The organism is Streptomyces sp. NPDC086766 (genome assembly GCF_044746005.1).
Taxonomy (GTDB): domain Bacteria; phylum Actinomycetota; class Actinomycetes; order Streptomycetales; family Streptomycetaceae; genus Streptomyces.
Window position 1 is genome coordinate 422,435 of sequence record NZ_JBIVBI010000003.1, and the last position, 17,276, is coordinate 439,710.

Sequence of the window (17,276 nt, forward strand, 5' to 3'; positions counted from 1 at the left end):
CTCGGGGGTGTGGGGGCGTGACCGCGTCACCGCAGGACGGCGGACCGGCTCTCCGTCTCGTGGGAGAAGCCGATGCCGCACAGCACCGTCGACTTGCCCAGCTCGCAGGTGCCGGTGTCGCGCAGCCGCTCCCCGCCCGGGCGGGAGGCCTCCCGCTCGCACCGCAGGGCGAGCACCGGACGGCCCCCCTCCTGCCGTCCGCGTACCGTGATCCTGGCCCGCACATCGCCGGCGTCCGTCTCCTCGGTGACCTCCCGGCCGCGCAGGAGGACGGTCTGCCGGCTGCCGGACCGCAGATCGGTGACGACCAGCGCCCCGCTGAGCTCCGGGTTGCGCCGCTTGTAGACGCGCCAGGCCGTCGCGGAGCCCAGCAGCAGGACGAGCAGGACGAGCGGGTAGAGCCAGCCGGGGGTACGGCCGGGCACCGAACCCCGCAGGTCCAGCTCGGTGACGACCGGCGCACCGGTGGAGAACCTCGGGTCCCCGAGGGAGCCGCGGACCGTCGTGGTCCACGGCGAGGAGACCTCGGCGCGCAGGCCCACCCCCGCCTCGAAGTCCCGGGTGACGGGGATCAGGCTGAACCGGGGGTCCTGATGCCAGGTCAGTGTCATCCGCACGGTGCGCTTCCGGCCCGGCGCCAGGGTGACGGGCCCGGCCGGGTCCAGCCGGGGACCGCCGGGGCCGCCGGCGGCGCTCAGCCGGACGCGCAGGGGCACGTGCCGCGCCCTGGAGACCACGGTGACCTCCAGGGTCCGGGTGCGGGCGCCGGTGCTCCTCCCGGTCCGCACGGTCACCCGGCCGCCGCCGGCGTCGCGCACCCCCTCGCCCGTCACCGAGACCGCGACGGTGCCGCCCCGGTCGGCGCGCAGCAGGCTCACCGCCTTCTGGGTGCGCACCTGGTCCTTGGCACCGCTGAGCTGGGAGCCCAGGGCAGCCGGGTCGACCGGCAGGATGCGCGGGGCGCCGAAGGCGCCGCCGAGGACCTCGGAGACCCCGGTGCCCTCGGCGAGCGGGAGACCGTAGCCCATGAGCTTGTGGCCGGTTCCCAGCGCGTCGTAGCGGTCCTTGAGGCGCTTCCAGGCCGGGCTGCCGAGGCGGGCGTAGGGGCTGCCGGGCGCGTTGACGGCACCGTCGGTCAGCATCAGCACCGCCCCGACCGGGGCCCTGCTGCGGTCGAGCTGGTCGGCCGCGGCGTCCAGGGCGGCACCGTGATCGCTCGCCGACTCCTTGGCGGCGTCCGGCAGTTCCCGGTCGAAGAGATGGTCGGTCCGGTCGGCGGGGGACATCGGGTGGACCACGCTGGTCGCCCGCCCGAAGGTGACGACGGCCACCTGGTCGGCGGGCGTGAGCGACTTCAGGAAGTCGGCCAGGCGCCGCTTGACCGTGGTGTACAGCGGTACGCCGTCGGGGCCGCGGTCCTGCATCGAGCTGGAGACGTCGACCAGGACGACGTAGGCCGCCGGTACGTCGTCGACCTTCAGCGAACGGTAGATCTCGTCGCGCGGCACCGGGGCGTCCGCGGCCGCGGCCGGAGCGGCGCCCGAGACGGCGAGCACCGCGGCGAGGGTGAACAGCGCGGCGCGGCGCGCCGTCGCCCGGATGGTGAACATGAGGTGGTTCCCCCTGGGTTGTGCGGGAGTGGGCTGCCGGCCGCGGAGTGCCGCCGGGCCGGTGCGGGTCGTGGGGCGGAGCGGGTCGTGGGGCGGCCGGGATCGGCCGCGGCAGTGGGTGGCGAGGGTCGGCTGCCGCCGTGGGCCGCCGTGGGCGGCCGTGGGCGGCCGTGGGCGGCCGCGGGTGGCCGGGGTCAGCCGCGGCCGTGGGCGGCCGTGGCGTCGAGCCTGCGCAGGCGGCGGATCTGCTGGTCGCACCTCGACTGGTCGTCCTCCAGCTTCCGGATCTGCTGCGCGCGGTCGGTCTTGAGCTGTGTCAGCCGCCGGATGGCGTGGTCGCGGTAGTGCTGCCAGACCAGGCGGTCCGTCCCGCCGCGGGCGAACGCGCTCTCCAGGTCGTCGCGTTCCTCGTCGGCGCGGCTCGCTCCCCCGAAGGCCACCCACTCCCGGTGGTAGGCGTCCAGGACGGTGAGCACGCGCGCGCCGACGTGACCCTGCGCGGCCCAGGCCTGCAGGGCCGCGCAGAGCTGGTCGTTCTCCGCGCCGGCGCGACGGGCCTCGCAGGCCCGGGCGGCCAGCGTCTCGCAGTCCTCCCGGGTCTCCCCGGCCCGTGCCGCGGCGCGATGCACCTCGCGCACGGCCAGGCCGGAACGCAGCTGGGGCAGGCGGGTGGTGAGCCGCTCGAGCCACCGCCGGTCCTCCGGGCCCTCCTTCCAGTGCGGGGCCCCGGTGGCCAGCCGGTGCACGGCGTCGAGGACGAGCCCCGCACACGGACCCTGCCAGTCCAGGATCCGCAGGGTCAGGTCGTGGCCGGTCGGGCCGGGCCCCTCGCCGGTGTGCGGGTCCACCGCGAGGGCGTGCTCCAGCAGGAGCCCGACCACCGCCGGGGCGTGCTGGCGCAGGGAGCGCGGCTCCAGCTCCGCCCGCAGGGTCGCGGTGTAGGTGCCGACACGGCCCGCAGGGCCGCCGGAGCCCGGCAGTTCGGCCGCCGAAGCCAGGGTGCCGAAACCCGAGGGCGGCAGCCCGGCCAGGGCGCACAGCACGTCCCAGCGGGCGGCGGTCTCCGGCCGCATCCCGGCGGCCGGCCGCTCCAGTGCGTGCCGCAGCCGCGCCCGCGACGGGTCCTCGGCCGCGGAGGACGCCGTACGGGCCGCACAACCGGTCAGCCCGTGGAAGAAGTCCGCGTGCAGCAGGCCGTCGGTGCGCCCGCAGCGGGCGGCGGCCTCCAGCAGCCGGGCCGCCGCCTCCGGGTGGCCCGCCGCCCACTTCCTGGTGGCCCCGGGCGGGCAGGTGCCGGTGCTCAGCAGGTCGTGCAGCAGCCGCAGTTCGGGATTGTGCTCGACCTCGGGCGCCGCTCCGTCGCCGAGCCATCGCAGCCAGGCGAGGACGGGACCGGCCGGGTCCGGCCCGTCGCACAGGGCCCGGACGAGACGGCCGGCGAGGCCGGGCACGTCGTACAGCAGGCACTGCGTGAACTCCATGGTCCCCTCGGCGAACGGGGCCACCGCCGGCAGGAGCCGCTCGATCACCGGGTCCGGTTCGGTGTCCGCGCGGGTGGCCTGGATCCGGCCGATGGCGAAGGCGAGGATCTCGTCCAGGGGCTTGAGGTCCTCCCTGGTGAGGGAGGTGGCGGCCCGCGCGCTCTCGAAGTTCCGCAGGGCGGTCTCCTGCCGGCCCGCGAGCAGATCGGCGATGAGCCGGTCGCGGAACGCCTGGGAGACGCCGGGCTCCGCCATGTGCGCCGCCAGCGGTCCCATGTCGGTGGACTGCCCCGCCAGCTTGCGCCCCGCGAGGACCTGGAGGGACCCGGGGTCGATCCGGGGCCGGCTCAGCGCCAGGTCGATCCGGTCGTTGTCCACCTCGCGGCCCTCGCTGACCTCGTGGGCCACGGCGACCGCGGGGTCCAGGGCGTTGAGCACCCGCAGCGCGTCCGCGTGCGCCGTGGGGCCTGTGATGTCCAGGGGCGCGCGGGCGGCGGCCAGATGGCGCAGCACGGTCTCGCCGCCGTGCACCGTCCAGTTCTTGATGATCAGGTCGCGGTAGGTGCGCGCCTGCGGGGAGAGCGCGCCGAGGTCCGGCAGCCCGCCGCCCCAGGCCAGGCAGGTCAGCCCGGGGGAGTCGTCGGCGACCCCCCAGTACAGGCGCATGGGCACCTCGGATCCGGAGGAGGTCCAGGTGGCCGCGGACAGGCTGCCGCGCATGCCGTACGGCAGCAGAGCGGCCACGCAGTCCAGGACCAGCAGCAGTTCGAGCGGCTCGTAGCGCCGGTCGCCGGTGACGACCACGGTGCCGTCCAGCAGGTGGGCCGCCGCGGCCGCCAGCCATCCGGTGATCTCCGACACCCGGGGGGTGACGCGGGGGCCGATGTCGGTGAGCAGTCCGCTGTCCTCGGGGACGGGCAGTTCGGCGGGCCCCGTGGCGCCCTCGGACAGCAGTGGGGCGGCGTCGAGGGCGGCACGGGCCAGGCCGCACCAGCCGAGGCCCGCCTCGCCGACGTCCGCCACCGGGACGGCGAAGTGACTGATCCGGTAGATCGGGCGGTTGGTGCGGTCCACGGCGGCCGTGCCGTCGAGGAGGAAGACGCCGACCGTGCGCGTCCCGTCCGGCCCGGTGGTGCACCCGATGGTGATCCACGGCAGCTGGTCGCCCGGCGCCGGTGTGCCCGGCGACCAGTGGTGGACGGCGGTGTTGAAGTCGGCGCTCCGGCCGGGCGGGTGGGCGGCGAGAACCCGGTAGCCGCTGTTGGTGTGGGGCTCCTTGCCCCACAGGGCCCAGTCGGCGATCAGCCCCGGTGCCATGGTGGTGTCCTCTCTCGTGCGGGTGTCGGTGGGCGGATCAGGACTGCGCCGGGCCGAAGCCCCGCAGGAAGAGGAACGGTTCGAGGATGTTGACGGGCTGGGGCGGCGCGACGAAGCGGACGTCGTCCTCGACGGGGTTCACCAGCGACGGATTCTCGAAGTCGAAACCCCGTTCGGGATCGACCCAGAATCCGACCGCGGAGCAGACGAAATAACCCACGCGTTCGGGGGCGAAGAACAACTCGATCTGCTGCTGGATCTCCCGCAGGCTGCCGTGCGGGAAGGCCTGGCACAACCCGTCGAAAAGGCGTTTGGCGTCCGCCACCTCGGGCTGTCCGGTGCGCGGATTGACCCGGACGTTTCCCTGTTCGCAGGCGAAGCGGAAGACCCGGTCGTCGTCGAACTTCGCCAGGCAGACGGCGATGCTGTGCGGCAGCAGGTTGCCCTCGCGCTCGCCGCGCATGTTGATCTCGGCGGCCACTCCGGCGAGGACGTCGGTGAAGAAGTCCGCGTTCTGCCGGGCGTCGTCGTTGACCGGACCGTCCTCGCCGTTGACGTGCCACTCCCGGACGGGGTCGACGACGTAGACCATCGCCCGCGACGCCCCGAGGTCCTTGATGAGCTTGCCGCCGAGGGCGGCCCCGGTCTGCGAGTGCAGGTCGAACGCCTCTCCCGGCAGGTCGCGGACGGTGACCTTGAACTCGGTCAGGTCGCGTTCGCGGTCGGCGCCGCGCCGCCACCGCCTGCGGCCGGCCTTGGAGAACCGGGTGCCGGTCAGGTCACCGGCCAGCGTGAAGCGGACCGGGCGCTGCTCGGTGAGGGTGGCGTTGGGGAACGTGCGGTCGCGGTAGAGGATGCGCGCCAGGTCGCCGAGGAACTTCTGCGAGGAGTGGTCCTCCGGCCACATGCTCCACTTCCCGTACAGCGGATCCTGGACCGCGCGCGACAGCGCGGCCAGCAGCGTGGACTTCCCGCTGCCCATGCCGCCCCAGAGCGTGACCGTCGACTCGGGTGCGGAGGGCCGGCCCTCCGGCTCCTGGACGTCGGCCCGGTCTCCGGCCGCCTTCCGGCCGCCCTTCGCGGGCTTGGCGGTCCGGTCGGCCCGCTCGGCCCGGTCCGTCCGGTCCTCCCGGTCCGCTCGCCCGGCCCGGTCGGTCCGGCCGGAACGCGGGGCGAGGCCGGGCTCGTCGAGCTTCTCCAGGAAGACGCTGGGCACCGCGTCGTCCTGCGGCGCGGCGGGAGCCGGGAGGGCGACGGGCCCGCGCGTCTTCTCCTCGGCGGGGGCCGCGGGCGCCGTCCGGGGCAGCGGGGGCGCGGACCCGTTGGCGGTCGGCGGGGCGGTGGCCGGCGCCGGTGGCAGGGCGGCCAGACCGCCGACGAGGGTGGACGGATCCCAGACCGCGAACGGTCCGTCGGCTTCCCGGTCCTCCCTCTTCTTCCGGTCCGGCCCGTCGTTCTTCCCGTCGTGGTTCTCGCGCTCGGACCGCGCGTCGTCGTCGACCATGGTGGGGCTCCCGCTGGAGGGGCGGCGGAAGTCGTCCGCCGCGCGGTGGTGGTACGGGTCCGCGCCTGCCGCGCGCACCTCGGGGTTCTCGGTTCGTTCGTCAGCCGGCCGCGGCGTGCTGCCACTCCCCGGCCGGGCCGTCGGCCACGACCAGCCGGATGGGCGCGCCGTCCGCGGGCAGGCACAGCGCCGGCGCGGCGACGGCCGAGGCGATCAGGCGGGGATCGTGGCCCGCGCCGAAGCGGCCCTCGGCGCCGAACGCGTCCCACGCGCCCTCGGCCCAGTGCGCCAGATGGGGCTCGCCCTGCAGGTCGTCCATCCAGGCCGGTTCGTCCACGACCGCCACGCACACGACGCCCTCGTAGTGGCGGGCCGCGTGCAGTTCGTCCCGCCATTCCAGGCGGTCGGGGCAGATGCGTACGGCCGCGCCGCGCCGCAGGACGCGGGGCGGGCGGGTGCGCGGATGCGGGGGGCGGGAGCCGACCACCAGGAGCACCCGGTGGCTGCCCGCCCGCCACAGGTGGCGCCAGGCGGACAGCTCCCGGGGGACGTGTTCGAGGCCGGTGGCGAAGTCGTGCCGCAGGGGGTGGGGGCGCCAGGTGCCGAGGGTGCGTCCGGCGTCCTGAGCGGCCGACATCGCCGTCCGGTGCACGACCGGGTCGTGGTCGCCGGGACGGTCGAGCGGGGCGTGGTCCCGGTAGCCGATCAGGCCGACCCGCAGCACGTCCTCGCCGCCCACCGCGTCCTCGACGGCGGTGACCACGGCCGCCGCCTCCTGCAGGCGCTCCTCGACCGCGGTGCCCCCGTCGCCCTGCGGCCCGGCGAGTTCCACGGCCACCACCAGGTCGACGGGCCGGGGCCGGGAGAGCTGCCGCGGGGTGCCGGAGGCCAGCGCGCTCCAGGGGGACGACTCCGGCTCGTGGTGGCCGTCGTGGCGCAGCTCGACGCGGTTGCGCCCGTGCAGGGCGTAGCGCAGGACCGTGCGGGAGCCGGGGGGCAGTTCGAGCCGGTCGAGCCGCAGGGAACGCCAGCGGGAGGCCGGCTCGTCGAGCCCGGCGGCGACGACGGCGGCGACGCTCTCGCCGGTGGTCGCGCCGTGCGGCGGGGCCGTGACCGGCACGCGGACGACGGGCGCCGCGGCTCCGCGGCCGTCGGTGCGGCTGCCGGCCGGGAACAGCGGGCGGCGCACCAGTCGGACCGTGCCCGAGCCGCCGTCGACCTGTGCGGCCGCCAGCCACACCGTGCGGCGCAGCGGCACCTCGGCGGTCAGGTCGTCCGGGGACGGCGGCCAGTGCGCGGACAGCCGCAGGCACAGCAGCGCACCCGCGTCCCGCCGCGCCTCCTCGGCGGCCTGTTCGACGGGCCCCCAGCCGGAGGCCCGGACCACCACCGCCAGCGGTCTGCCGTCGCGGGGGTTGACGCGCAGAAAGGCGTCCAGGGCCGCGCGCAACGGCGCCGTGACGGCGGGTGCCACGGGATCCGTCTCCGCGCCGCCCGCGAGCAGGAACAGCCGGCGCGGCCGGTCGTGGGGGAGTCCAGGCGCGGCGGGCGCCAGGTCCGTCCACGAGGACTCGGCGAGCCGGTGCACGTCGGGACCGGTGCCGGCCGAGTCGTAGGACAGCCGGCTCAGCCGCAGCCGCTCGCAGCCGATCTCCAGCACGTCCAGGGCCGGGAACGTCCCGGCGGCGAGGCGCGTGAGCAGCCAGCCCAGCCCGGCGCGCGAGAGGCGGGCGCGCTCCTGGGCGAGCACGTCGTGCCAGCCGCCGCGCCGGGCGTCGTCCGCGCGGGCCGAGCCGGCCTCGGCCACCAGCCCCCGCACCCCGCGCAGGTCGGGCGGCGGGGGCGGAGCGTCGTCGCCCGTGCCGTCCTCCGCCACGGCACCCGCGGCGCGCGCGGCGGGGCCCCCGGCCAGCAGATCCGCGACGCGGAGCGCGGCGCGAAGGTCGGCCGCACGGGTGTTCACCCCGATGTTCGACTGCACTGTTCCCCCACCCCCGATGCGGTCACCGGTCCCTGCACCGGATGCAGGGCGACCGCGGTTGAGCACGAATCGGGCATGGAAAAGCCCCGGCGAAAGGCGGCCGTGTCCGATCCCAGATCCCGGAGTCCCCACTCCGGTTGCGGCTTCACATTATCGCCTCGCTGAGCGGATGGAACCCTATTCATGAGCCTTTGTTGCCGCTGCTGCCCGGGAGATCTCTTTTCGAAAGAAAGGGAGTGGAATGGCGTCGATATAGGTTTCTGAGTGACCGTCGAAAAAGCGTGCGCCCGTGGAAATTGCAAGAAACTGACCGGGTGTGATCATTCATAAAGGACACGCTGGACGTGGTCCCGGGCCGCCTAGTCTCCGGAGGCCGCCCAGCCCGTCGCTTCGACGAGGGCGGCATCCCTCGGACGGGAGTCGTCGAAGAGGACGCCGCCGCCCGCTTCGACGCGCAGGGCGTCGACATAGGCGCCGCGGCCCACGTAGAGGCGGTCGGTCGTGCAGCGCCAGCGCAGAACGAGGCGGCGGTCGGCGGGGAGGGCGGCCGTCAGGCGGTGCCAGGCGCGGCCGGACCAGCCGGTGGCGGTGCCCGCGGGATGCTCCTCGGGCTCCTCGCCGGGGCGCACGGTCGTGAAGGGGACCGGCTGCCAGGTGGTGCCGCCGTCCGTCGTGGACTCCAGGGCGAGGACGTCCGAGACGGGCTCGGTGTCCCACCACAGGGCGCAGCGCAGCCGCGCGTCGCCGGCGGAGGTGTCGAGCGGGGGCAGCGCGAGCGTCGCGTCGGCGGCGTTCGCCATCCCGGAGAACCAGGCGGTACGGCCCCGCACCGGGTGCACCGGGACGGCGCGCGCCAGGTTGTTGCCGGCGGCGACCCGGGGAGCGGACCCCGAACGCCAACCGCGCACCGGGTGCACCGAGTTGCCGAGCACGATCAGAAACGAGTCGGTCGTCGGGTCGAGCACCAGCGAGGTGCCGGTGAAGCCGGTGTGCCCGGCGGTGCGGGGCGTGGCCATCGCGCCCATGTACCAGTGCTGGTACAGCTCGAAGCCGAGGCCGTGCTCGTCGCCGGGGAAGGCGGTGTTGAAGTCGGTGAACATCAGCTCCACCGACTCCGGGCGCAGGATGCGCGCCCGTCCGTAGGAACCGCCGTTGAGCAGCGTGCGGCCCAGCACCGCGAGGTCCCACGCGCAGGAGAACACCCCCGCGTGCCCGGCGACACCGCCCAGGGAGAACGCGTTCTCGTCGTGCACCTCGCCCCACACGAGCCCCCGGTCCAGCCCCGACCACGGCGGACGGGCGTCCTCCGTGGCCGCGACCCCCGGTCTCCAGGACGCGGGCGGGTTGTACCGCGTGCCGTCGAGGCCGAGCGGCCCGGTGATCTCCTCGCGCAGCAGCGTGTCCAGCGCCCGGCCGGTGATCCTCTCCAGCACCAGTTGAAGGGAGATCAGGTTCAGGTCCGAGTAGAGGTACGCGGTGCCGGGCGGGTTGAGCGGGGCCTCGTCCAGGACCAGCCGCACCCTCTCCTCGTACGTCGGCGCCTTGTACAGCGGCAGCCACGCACGGAATCCCGACGTGTGGGTGAGCAGCTGGCGGACCGTCACGTCCTGCTTGCCCGCGTGGCCGAAGTCCGGCAGGTACGAGGCGACCCTGCCCTCCAGCTCCAGCGCGCCCCGCTCGATCTGCTGCACCGCCAGGATCGAGGTGAACAGCTTGGAGACGGAGGCCAGGTCGAACACGGTGTCCCGGGTCATGGGGAGCTGCCGGCCGGCGGGGAACTCGACCCCGGTGTCGGTCGTCTCGTCGTACGCCGAGTAGCGCACCGCCATGCCGATCGGCTCGTGCAGCGCCACCGTGCCGCCGCGCCCCGCGAGCAGCACGGCGCCCGCGTACCACGGGTGCTTGGGGGAGGGGCCGAGGAACGCCCGGGCGTCGGTGACCAGTTGACGCAGCGAGGCGGCCAGCAGCCCGGCGCGCTCGGGCGAGCCGTGCCGCAGCGTGGGACGCCCGCTCGCCGCCGCCGTGCCGGGCGCCGCGTCGGCCGGACCCGCCGGCAGCGGTGCCAGGGCCAGCGCGCCGCCCAACGCCATGGACAGCCGCCCCACTTGACGGCGGGTGAGTCCGCCCCTGTCGCCGCTGCCCGCCGTGCCGTCGGTCATCCGGAGGCCTCCCGTCGCACCGCCTGAAAATATCTTTCGTGACGTGCCCTGTGGGATGAAACTTTCGTGTCAGACGTGGTCCGTGTCAACGGGGCGTGCGCGCGCTTCCCGGCAGCCCACCCCCGACCGGGTCCGGCGCGTCCGGGGCCCGCCCCTTGACCTCGTCGCGTGGGCCGTCGAGGATCGCGTGGCATGACGCCCGGACACGGCAGCACCGTCGACGGGGTGCTGCGGCGCAGCGCCCGGCGCACACCGGCTCGCGTGGCCGTCGAGTACGGCGACCGCTCGTGGACGTACGAGGAACTCGACGACGCCGTCTCCCGCGCCGCGCGCGTCCTGCGGGACCAGGGACTCGCACCCGGCGACCGGGTCGGCGCCTTCGGGCACAACTCGGACGCCTACCTCATCGCCTTCCTCGCCTGCGCCCGCGCGGGCCTGGTCCACGTGCCGGTCAACCAGAACCTCACCGGCGACGACCTCGCCTATATCGTCGGCCAGTCCGGCGCCGCGCTCGTCCTGGCCGACCCGGATCTCGCCGGCCGGCTGCCCGGCGGCGTGCCGGCGCTGCCGCTGCGCGACGCGGGCGACGCGCTGCTGACCCGGCTGCGCACCACACCGCCGTACGACGGTCCCGAACCCCGCGGCGAGGAGGTGGTGCAGCTGCTGTACACCTCGGGCACCACCGCGCTGCCCAAGGGCGCGATGATGACGCACCGGGCGCTGGTCCACGAGTACCTGAGCGCCGTCACCGCCCTCGACCTGAGCGCGGGGGACCGGCCCGTGCACGCGCTGCCGCTGTACCACTCGGCGCAGATGCACGTGTTCCTGCTGCCGTACCTCGCCGTCGGCGCGACGAACGTCGTCCTCGACGCCCCCGACGGCGACCGCCTGTTCGAGCTGATCGAGGCCGGGCGCACGGACAGCCTGTTCGCCCCGCCCACGGTGTGGATCGGCCTGGCGAACCGCCCCGACTTCCCCACCCGCGACCTCGGCGGCCTGCGCAAGGCCTACTACGGGGCGTCGGTCATGCCGGCCCCGGTCCTGGAGCGGCTCCGCGCCCGCCTGCCCGGCCTGGCCTTCTACAACTGCTTCGGACAGAGCGAGATCGGCCCCTTGGCCCTGGTGCTGGGGCCCGACGAGCACCAGGGCCGGATGGACTCCTGCGGCCGGCCGGTGCTGTTCGTGGACGCCCGGGTGGTCGGCGAGGACGGCAAGGACGTGCCCGACGGCACACCCGGCGAGATCGTGTACCGCTCCCCGCAGTTGTGCGAGGGCTACTGGGACAAGCCCGAGGAGACCGCCGAGGCGTTCCGCGACGGCTGGTTCCACTCGGGGGACCTCGCGGTGCGCGACCCCGACGGGTACTACACGGTCGTGGACCGGGTGAAGGACGTCATCAACTCCGGTGGCGTGCTGGTGGCCTCCCGCCAGGTCGAGGACGCCCTCTACACGCACGACCAGGTCGCCGAGGCGGCCGTGGTCGGCCTCCCCGACGACCGGTGGATCGAGGCCGTCACCGCGTTCGTGGTGCCGCGCGGCGAGGTCACCGAGGCCGGGCTCGTCGCCCACGTCCGCGACCGGCTGCCCCACTTCAAGGCGCCCAAGCGGGTGGTGTTCGTCGACGAACTCCCGCGCAACGCCAGCGGGAAGATCCTCAAGCGGGAGCTGAGGGACCGCTTCGGCGGGCGGTAGGTCCGCGCCGGGCCGGATCAGGACCGCAGATCCACGATCCGCCTGATCTTGCCCACCGAACGCTCCAGGGAGTCCGGTTCGACGACCTCCACCGCGACCGACACCCCGACGCCGTCCTTCACCGCGGCGGTGATCGTCCGTGCCGCGGCCTCGCGCACCTCGGGCCCGGCGTCGGGACGGGCCTCGGCCCGCACCGTCAGGGCGTCCAGGCGGCCCTCCCGGGTCAGCCTCAGCTGGAAGTGGGGCGCGACGCCCGGCGTGCGCAGCACGATCTCCTCGATCTGGGTGGGGAAGAGGTTCACCCCGCGCAGGATCACCATGTCGTCGCTGCGGCCGGTGATCTTCTCCATCCGACGGAAGACCCGGGCGGTGCCCGGCAGCAGCCGCGTGAGGTCCCGCGTGCGGTAGCGGATCACCGGCATGGCCTCCTTGGTGAGCGAGGTGAACACCAGCTCCCCCTCCTCGCCCTCCGGAAGCACCTCGCCGGTGATCGGGTCGACCACCTCCGGGAAGAAGTGGTCCTCCCAGATGTGCAGGCCGTCCTTGGTCTCCACGCACTCCTGCGCGACGCCCGGCCCGATCACCTCCGACAGCCCGTAGATGTCGACCGCGTCTATCGCGAACCGCTCCTCGATCTCCCGCCGCATCTCCTCCGTCCAGGGTTCGGCGCCGAAGACACCGACACGCAGGGAGGTGCCGCGCGGGTCGACGCCCTGCCGCTCGAACTCGTCGAGGAGCGTGAGCATGTACGACGGCGTGACCATGATGATCCCCGGTCGCAGGTCCTGGATCAGCTGGACCTGACGGGCGGTCATGCCCCCGGAGGCCGGGACGACCGTGCAGCCCAGCCGCTCCGCGCCGTAGTGGGCGCCGAGGCCGCCGGTGAACAGGCCGTATCCGTACGCCACGTGGACGATGTCCCCGGGCCGGGCGCCCGCGGCGCGGAGCGAACGGGCCACCATGTCCGCCCACAGGGACAGGTCGTCGTCGGTGTAGCCGACCACCGTGGGGCGCCCGGTGGTGCCGCTGGAGGCGTGGATCCGGCGGACGCGCTCACGGGGCACGGCGAACATGCCGTACGGGTAGTTCTCGCGCAGGTCCGCCTTGGTGGTGAACGGGAAGCGGGCCAGGTCGGCGAGCGAGCGGCAGTCGTCCGGGCGCACCCCGGCCTTGTCGAAGGACTCCCGGTAGAACGGCACGTTCTCGTACGCGTGCCGCAGCGAGGCCCTCAGCCGCTCCAGCTGAAGCGCGCGCAGCCCCTCCGTATCGAGCCGTTCCCCCGCGTCCAGCAGCTCCTTCGCGGCATCCGCCATCGGAAGTCTCCCTCACCAAATATGACAATTCAGGCGACCGATCATTCGGTCAGGTGCTGAGGATCAGTAATCCAGCCGCCCCCGGCCCCAGGCAAGACCCGAAGCCCCACTTTCTCGCCACGGAACCGGCGGCCCGGCCGTTCTGCCCTCGGCAGAGCGGGCGTGGTGCGCGCGGTGCCCGCGGCTAGCCTGCCCGTCATGGACATGGAGCCGCGCACCGTCGTCGCCAACGGCGTCACGATCGCCTACCGCGTCTGGGGACCCGAGGGCGCTCCGCCCGTCCTGCTCCTTCACTGCCGCGGCGCCGACGGCGCGGACTGGGCGCCGGTCGCCGAACGGCTCGCCGCCGGGCCGCAACCCCGCCGGGTGTACGCCCCGGACCTGCGCGGCCACGGCCGCAGCGACTGGCCGGGCAGGGTTCCCGGAGCGGGCCCCGAGGTGTACGCGTACACCACCCTGCGCGACGACGTCCACGCCTTCCTCGCCGTGCTCGGCATCGAGCGCGCCGACGTCGTGGGCCACTCGCTCGGCGGCGCGGTCGCCTACCTGCTCGCCCAGCACGCGCCCGGCCTCGTACGGCGTCTCGTCCTGGAGGACGTGCCCGCGCCCGTGCCGCTCGATCCGCCCCGGCCGCCCGCCGAACGCCCCGACGGCGACCTGCCGTTCGACTGGGCGATGGTGCGGGCCACCGACGAGCAGCGCAACGCACCCGACCCCGCCTGGTGGGACGGCATGGCCCGGATCACCGCGCCGGTGCTGCTCGTCGCGGGCGGCCCGGACAGCCTGATCCCGCAGGGCCAGATCGTCACCCTGGCCGGTCTGCTCCCCGACGCCCGGACGGTGACCGTCGACGCGGGGCACCTGGTGCACGCGACGCGGCCCCGGGAGTTCCTGGCGGCGGTCCGGCCCTTCCTGGCCGGCGAGGCACTCGGCGACGCCGCCGGGGTCGGGGAGGAGGAGCCCGCCCGCGGTTCTTCGCCACGCGGCCCGGCGGAGCCGATCGCCCCGACTCCTCGAAGGCAGCCCTCACGTGGCCTGTCGGCGGTCGGAGACGATCGCTAGGCTGGCCGCGGACGACGAGTCGGGAGGAGCACGGACGTGGCCGAGACCACCACCCAGGAGCACCGCCTCACGGGATGGGACAAGCCGGAGCTGGACCTCAGCAACGCCGAGTGGCAGTCCAGCAGCCGGGGCCGGGGGGATGTCCAGATCGCCTTTGTCGAGGGATTCATCGCGATGCGCAACAGCGGCCGGCCGGAGAGCCCCTCCCTGATCTTCACCCCCGCGGAATGGGGCGCGTTCGTGTCGGGAGCCCGGGAGGGCGAGTTCGACCTCACCTGACAGGGCCCGGACGGGAGGAACGGCAGCGGACCCGCCGGACCGGTCCGCCGGGGCGGATTGCCCTCCGGATGGTGGCCCACCGCACGTCGCGCCGCGGGCGGAGCCACGTACCATGGCCGCATGTCGTTCCTCCGTCGCCGCAGCGCCACGCCCGCCGGGCCCGACTTCGACGTCCTGGCCATGGACCCGGGCGACTGGCCCGGCAACCTCGGTGCCGGGCTGCTGCCCGCGCCCGACGGCACCTGCCAGGGCGTGTTCCTGCGCTACGACCTGTTCGGCGGACGCGGGACCGCGATGATCATCGGCAATCTCCCCGAGGGCTCCCCGGCGCGCGAGGTTCCCGACGGCGAGGTCCCCTTCGAGGTGGCCCAGCTGCTGCTCGCCCTGGAGAACGAGGAGGAGGTCACCGTCTCCGGCGTCGAGGACATGCCGGTGCTGCAGGGCGACAACCTCATGATCGTGCGCCGGCTGAAGCTCTCCGAAAGCCGGATCTCCTGCGTGCAGTTCGACCGCAGCGACGGCGTCCTGGTGACCATCGCCGCCTGGGACCGCCCGATCACCGACGACCTGTACGCCCTGCTCAAGCCGCTGCCCGCGGAGCTGTTCCAGCAGGGCTGACACCCGGCCCGCGGCACCCGGCACCCGGCACGACGAGGGCCGGCCCCCCCGGGGGCCGGCCCTCGCCCGGTTCCTGCACCGCCTACGACCCCGACTGCGCCACCCGCACGTCCGCGGCCCGCACGAACGCCACCCGGTGGCCGAACTGGATCTCGAAGTACAGGTCCTTGCCGACGACGACCCGGTGCGAGTCCGTGGTGAAGGTGACCGAGTAGTAGTACTCGCCGGGCACCTCGTCGCCGACCACGTACTTCTGGCCCGCGAGCAGCTTGTACGGCAGCGGCGACACGGACTGCGCGGGCACCCCCGCCGGGTAGGCCGCCGCCTCGGGGTAGGCCCGCCCGTACACCGGCACGCTGTCCACCCCGGCCTTCGGCGTCACCACGAGACCGGCCGCGTCGACCGCCGCCGGCTGCTTGCCCGGGTTCTGGAACCAGGCCTTCTGGCCCAAATACCAGATCGCCGTCCAGTCGCCCTGACGGTCGGCGACCGCGAACTGCTGGCCCGTCTCGGCCCGCGAGCCCGTGTCGTTGACGTCGGTCGTCGAGGCGCTGCCGTCCGGCCGCAGACCGATGTCCTTGATCAGCGGGGAGGCCGTGTCGGGCTGCGAGTACAGCCGCACCTCGCTGGAGCCGTGCGCCGGGCACGGGGTGCCGGAACTGGAGCAGCCGGTGTACTGCGGCTGGTTGGCGGCGTAGTCCGGCCGGATCGTCACCAGCCCGCCGTGCTTGCCCGCGGTGGGCTCGAAGGGGTGGTCCAGCAGCTCGAAGTAGTGCCGCCAGTCCCAGAAGGGGCCCGGGTCGGTGTGCATACCGGGGATGGTCGAGGTGGTCGGGCCCGGCACGGTGTCGTGGCCGAGGATGTGCTGCCGGTCCAGCGGGATGCGGTACGTCCCGGCGAGGTACTTCACCAGCCGCGCCGAGGACCGGTACATCGCCTCGGTGTACCAGGCGTCCGGGGAGGCGAGGAAGCCCTCGTGCTCCAGGCCGATCGACCCGGCGTTGACGTACCAGTTGCCCGCGTGCCAGGCCACGTCCTTGGCCTTCACATGCTGGGCGATGTGCCCGTCGGTGGAGCGCAGCGTGTAGTTCCACGACACATAGGTGGGGTCCTGGACCAGGTTGAGGACGCCGTCCCAGCGCCCCTCCGTGTCGTGCACGACGATGTACCGGATGCGCTGCGACGCGGGCCGGTCGCCCAGGTCGTGGTTGCCGTAGTCGTCGTTGCCGAACTGCTCGTACGGGGCCGGCACCCATTCGCAGGACACCGAGGAGGGGCACTCCGTGCCGGCCGCGGAGACGTGCCGCAGGCCGGTCAGCTTCAGCTGGGCGGTGTCCGGGGCCAGGGCCGGCCGGGCGGCCAGGACCATCCGCTGTCCGGCGTCCGTGGTACGCCGCTCCCCGGACCGGATGACGGCGTACACGTCGTTCGCGTAGGCCGCCGCCGTGGCGGTGTCGTCCGCGCCGGAGAACCGGGCCACCGCCCCGTACCACTCGGCGGGGTCCTCGCTCAGCGGCTCGCCGAGCTCCTTCTGGGTGGCGGCCAGCAGTGCCGCGCCGCCCGCCACGTTCGCGGCCTCGTCGCCGCGCAGCCGCTCGGCGGGGATCCCGGTCAGCCGCGCGGCCCTGGTCAGGGTCTTCAGCCGGTCGGGCAGCGCGGAGTCGTCGGGCGCCTTCGTGACGGGGCGCAGGGCGGTGCGGGCGGCGTCGCCGCGCGCGTCCTCGGAGCCCTCGCTGTGGTGCGGGACCCGGCCGAGCGCGGTGCGCGCGTCCGTCAGGTGCATCGGGCCGTAGCCGCCGGTGACGCTCGCGGCGCCGCCGTGCCCGTCCCACCGGGACTGGAGGTAGGAGACGCCCAGCAAGACGCTGAGGGGTACGTGGTACTCGGCGGCCGCGGAGTCGAACGCCCGTTGCAGACTGCCGCCGTCGGACGCGCCCGGGCCGGTGGCGCCGACGGAGGGCGCGGCTCCCAGCAGCGGCAGCAGCAGGGCCGCGGAGGCGACCGCGCCCGCGGTTCTGCGCGCGCGTCCGCGGCCCTGCACGGGTCTGGGGTCGGTGGCGGATCCTGGCAAGGCAGCCTCCTGGGGCACTGGGGGTGGCGGGGCGTGCGGGGCCGGCGTGGGTCAGTGGTACCGGCTGTCCGACGATCCGTCAATCATGCCCACAGCAAGGCGATTTCCCATGTCAAGCGGGGTCCCGGCGAGTTTCGCCGCGACGCCCCGCAGGCCTGCGGGGCGTCAGTGGAGTACACCAATGGCCCC

General features: G+C 74.5%; 11 protein-coding genes. 4 read left to right on the forward strand and 7 right to left on the reverse strand.

The annotated features are described in order from the left end of the window. Positions 1 to 26: 26 nt before the first annotated feature. The 5 genes from ACIPM1_RS07760 to ACIPM1_RS07780 form a co-directional block, all read right to left on the reverse strand. Positions 27 to 1,610: a vWA domain-containing protein gene (locus ACIPM1_RS07760; protein ID WP_402430350.1), complete on the reverse strand. Its 1,584-nt coding sequence runs from the start codon at positions 1,608 to 1,610 to the stop codon at positions 27 to 29. Positions 1,611 to 1,804: 194 nt separating this feature from the next. Next, entirely contained in the window at positions 1,805 to 4,408 is a 2,604-nt protein-coding gene (locus ACIPM1_RS07765; RefSeq protein ID WP_402430353.1) for a hypothetical protein, read from the reverse strand. Positions 4,409 to 4,445: 37 nt separating this feature from the next. Further along, entirely contained in the window at positions 4,446 to 5,990 is a 1,545-nt protein-coding gene (locus ACIPM1_RS07770) for a hypothetical protein (RefSeq protein ID WP_402430356.1), read from the reverse strand. 22 nt (positions 5,991 to 6,012) lie between these two features. Beyond that, positions 6,013 to 7,893: a hypothetical protein gene (locus ACIPM1_RS07775; protein WP_402430359.1), complete on the reverse strand. Its 1,881-nt coding sequence runs from the start codon at positions 7,891 to 7,893 to the stop codon at positions 6,013 to 6,015. Between the two features lie 359 nt (positions 7,894 to 8,252). Continuing rightward, on the reverse strand, positions 8,253 to 10,052 hold the full coding sequence (locus ACIPM1_RS07780; protein WP_402430362.1) for a serine hydrolase: 1,800 nt from the start codon (positions 10,050 to 10,052) through the stop codon (positions 8,253 to 8,255). Between the two features lie 192 nt (positions 10,053 to 10,244). On the opposite strand from ACIPM1_RS07780, the gene ACIPM1_RS07785 reads away from it, so the two are divergent. Next, on the forward strand, positions 10,245 to 11,744 hold the full coding sequence (locus tag ACIPM1_RS07785; protein WP_402430365.1) for an acyl-CoA synthetase: 1,500 nt from the start codon (positions 10,245 to 10,247) through the stop codon (positions 11,742 to 11,744). A gap of 17 nt (positions 11,745 to 11,761) precedes the next feature. On the opposite strand, the gene paaK is transcribed toward ACIPM1_RS07785, so the two are convergent. Beyond that, positions 11,762 to 13,057, reverse strand: coding sequence for a phenylacetate--CoA ligase PaaK (paaK, locus tag ACIPM1_RS07790; protein WP_402430368.1), 1,296 nt, complete (start codon positions 13,055 to 13,057; stop codon positions 11,762 to 11,764). 198 nt (positions 13,058 to 13,255) lie between these two features. Between paaK and ACIPM1_RS07795 the strand changes: the two genes are divergently transcribed. From ACIPM1_RS07795 to ACIPM1_RS07805, 3 genes are all read left to right on the forward strand, one after another. Further along, positions 13,256 to 14,119, forward strand: coding sequence for an alpha/beta fold hydrolase (locus ACIPM1_RS07795; RefSeq protein WP_402430371.1), 864 nt, complete (start codon positions 13,256 to 13,258; stop codon positions 14,117 to 14,119). Between the two features lie 36 nt (positions 14,120 to 14,155). Beyond that, positions 14,156 to 14,398 (forward strand): DUF397 domain-containing protein, encoded by a 243-nt coding sequence (locus ACIPM1_RS07800; protein WP_356189142.1) that lies wholly within the window; start codon positions 14,156 to 14,158, stop codon positions 14,396 to 14,398. A 120-nt stretch (positions 14,399 to 14,518) separates the two neighbouring features. Further along, positions 14,519 to 15,016: a hypothetical protein gene (locus tag ACIPM1_RS07805; protein WP_356189144.1), complete on the forward strand. Its 498-nt coding sequence runs from the start codon at positions 14,519 to 14,521 to the stop codon at positions 15,014 to 15,016. An 82-nt stretch (positions 15,017 to 15,098) separates the two neighbouring features. Here ACIPM1_RS07805 and ACIPM1_RS07810 read toward each other — a convergent pair whose 3' ends face one another. After that, positions 15,099 to 17,087, reverse strand: coding sequence for an N-acetylmuramoyl-L-alanine amidase (locus ACIPM1_RS07810; RefSeq protein WP_402430374.1), 1,989 nt, complete (start codon positions 17,085 to 17,087; stop codon positions 15,099 to 15,101). Between the last annotated feature and the right edge of the window lie 189 nt (positions 17,088 to 17,276).